Source organism: Kiloniella laminariae DSM 19542 (genome assembly GCF_000374005.1).
GTDB lineage: Bacteria > Pseudomonadota > Alphaproteobacteria > Kiloniellales > Kiloniellaceae > Kiloniella > Kiloniella laminariae.
Genome location: NZ_KB893159.1, coordinates 1 through 2,463, shown reverse-complemented (window position 1 = coordinate 2,463; position 2,463 = coordinate 1). Strand labels below are relative to the sequence as shown.

At 49.9% G+C, this 2,463-nt stretch carries 4 protein-coding genes; all 4 read left to right on the top strand.

The features are described 5' to 3' along the window. Positions 1–234 precede the first annotated feature (234 nt). From B152_RS26045 to B152_RS0114900, 4 genes are read left to right on the top strand one after another with little or no spacing between them, the layout of a single operon-like run. On the top strand, positions 235–405 hold the full coding sequence (locus B152_RS26045) for a hypothetical protein (protein ID WP_020593237.1): 171 nt from the start codon (positions 235–237) through the stop codon (positions 403–405). After that, the gene (locus B152_RS0114915; RefSeq protein WP_020593236.1) at positions 393–1,118 is read left to right on the top strand and encodes a VirB8/TrbF family protein; all 726 of its coding nucleotides are present in this window, start codon (positions 393–395) and stop codon (positions 1,116–1,118) included. Before B152_RS26045 ends, B152_RS0114915 begins: the two co-directional genes overlap by 13 nt. Next, positions 1,115–2,125: a TrbG/VirB9 family P-type conjugative transfer protein gene (locus B152_RS23955; protein ID WP_020593235.1), complete on the top strand. Its 1,011-nt coding sequence runs from the start codon at positions 1,115–1,117 to the stop codon at positions 2,123–2,125. The genes B152_RS0114915 and B152_RS23955 overlap by 4 nt, the downstream gene beginning before the upstream one ends. After that, positions 2,125–2,439 (top strand): hypothetical protein, encoded by a 315-nt coding sequence (locus B152_RS0114900; RefSeq protein ID WP_020593234.1) that lies wholly within the window; start codon positions 2,125–2,127, stop codon positions 2,437–2,439. Before B152_RS23955 ends, B152_RS0114900 begins: the two co-directional genes overlap by 1 nt. Positions 2,440–2,463: the final 24 nt, after the last annotated feature.

The window sequence follows — 2,463 nt, the reverse complement described above, 5'->3', positions numbered from 1 at the left end:
AGAAATCGGGGATCGCATGAGGGCAATGCAATCCACCAGCTCCAAGAGCTTTAGCCAACAATTCGCAGAGAAACGCTCTGCCCAAACTCCCAAGTCCAAATAAGGAACTCGCTCCATGTTCTTCTTCTTCAAAAACACCTTTTGGGTCTCAGTGATTTTTGCCATCTGCGCCCTGATTTACGGCGGTTATATCAGCCAATAATTCCTAATTTTCCCAAAACAGGACCCAAATTCATGAGCATCATTAAAACCACACTTCTTATCGCTGTCGTTACCCTGATTGCTGGCTGCAGCGCCCGCAAAGAAATTCCGACAAATCCATCCGGCATTGATGAAATGCTGCAAAGCCCTTGCGTCTGTAACCAGATTGATTACAGCCCGGAGACTTTCTCATGGGTCGGTTAAATCTCTTTCGAAAAAGGGCAGGTTCAGCGCCGCTTGAGGATCTAACCATTGATCACTCAAGCATCAGAAATGCTGATCCTTACGCCTTTCAAATCGCGCACCGCCGTCTTGCCTGGATGCTCCGGATTTCCGGAGCAACCAATATAGGTCTGCTGGTTGCTCTGGGTCTAAGCCTGTCTGCATTTACGGCACTGGTTCCTTTGAAAGAAGTCAGACCAGCCCTTCTGCGGATTGATCCAGCTGATAACCGGGTATACCGGGTTGAGCCGATTTCCCAGGACGTACCAGGATTTGATTTGTTGCTTGAACAAATCAGCCGCCGTTATGTCCGCAACATGCTTGAAATCGATAGCGTGACCCAGACCATGCGGTTTCAAGAAGCCTTTATCATGACGGATAGGGCTTTTTATGAGGAATTCCGCAAAACCCGCATCGAAACCGGAGCAATCCAGGACGCGATTAAAGACGGCATTACCCGTTCGATCACTGTTGAAAGTGTCAACGTCGTGCGCAAGCTCGATAACGTCTGGGAACTGGCCGTTGATATCACCCAGACGGATAACCGCAACGGTGAGAATGTCGAAGAAAAGAAACTTCGCGCCTACCTCAAAATAACCACCCGCCCCCATGAAGTCGCCGAAGCCGAAAAGTACGAAAACCCCCTCGGAATTCGCGTTTTGGACATGAGCCTGAAAGAAAGAGCTAACCTATGAAATCCCTATTTTTGACCTGCTTTGCAACCCTGAGCTTTATGAGCGCTGCACATTCTCAAACGGCGCTAGACTCTCAGGGAAATTTACCTGGTCCGCCCCCGCTTCCGGTTTCTCAAAGTGTGATCGATCAGGCCAAAAATCAGATCGATGGAAACTTTGGCTATATGGACAGATCCGGTGTTGGTGGCCAGATCCAGACCATCTGGAATGACACAATTCCGAGCGAAGGCGTTTATGAATATACGCGCTGTGAAAACTGCGTTTACAAAGTCCGTACCCGCGAATTTATGGTCACTTCTGTTATCCTGCCAAAAGGCGTGGCCATCCATTCCTTTGATGTGGGGGATGGAGCAGAATTTCAAGTCAAACAACGCGCAGATAATATTCTGGCCATCCAGCCCGCAAGCTCGGGTAAAGACACTTCCCTGCAGGTCTATACCAAATCAGGCGAAGTCTATCCCTTCTATATCCGTTCTGAGAGTTTTAACTCAAAGAACGTGCCTGACCTGGTTGTGCGCATCGATAATACCGGACTTGAAGATCGCGAGATTATCAAGACGAGCCGGGTTATCACGCCCATGTTCTCCGACGACAAGCCGGCGATTGAAACAGAGGCCAGTAACGACGCCAAAGCCTCTTCCCTTGAAGCGCTCAAAAGCGGTTACACCCCACCGCCAAAAGATGCCAGTGGCGCTGCCACAGACTTTGTGAAGTCTGCAGCTTTTGATCCAAGCAAACTTCGGGGTTGGGGTGATTACAAACTCTGGGGTGATGACCGCTTGCGGCCAGAAACCGTCTTTCGAGATGACCAGTTCACCTACATCCAGTTTGGTGAGAACTGGAAGGACATCGAGCTTCCGACGGCCTATGTCGTGGTTGATGGGATTGACGAGCTGGTCAACACGAGGATCCAGGGATCCACCTTTATCATCGAGAGTACACAGCCGCTTATTTCCCTGAAATCCGGACAGGCTTTCCTTTGTCTGCAGTACGAAGGGAAAGCCTGATGAGCGAAACAACCCTTTCCACTTCCGGGGATCTCCTGACTGTCAACGGGATCATGAACGGCAATGAGATAGAAATCATTGTTCCGCTTTCCGGCTTTAACGTTACAGAAACCACCGAAGGACTGATCAAGCTAGTTTATGACAGCAAGCCTCCGACACAGAACCTGGTAGCAACATCCAACAGTCCTGTTGAACCTCAATCTGTACCCCTTGAGAACAAGCCTCTGTCCAAAGCACGGATATTTTCCAGTGTCTGTATGGTCATGGCCGGGATTGCCCTCTTTGGTGCGGTAGCCTCCCGGGTGATGTCATGAGCGGGCTTTGTGAGGCCCTTGTTG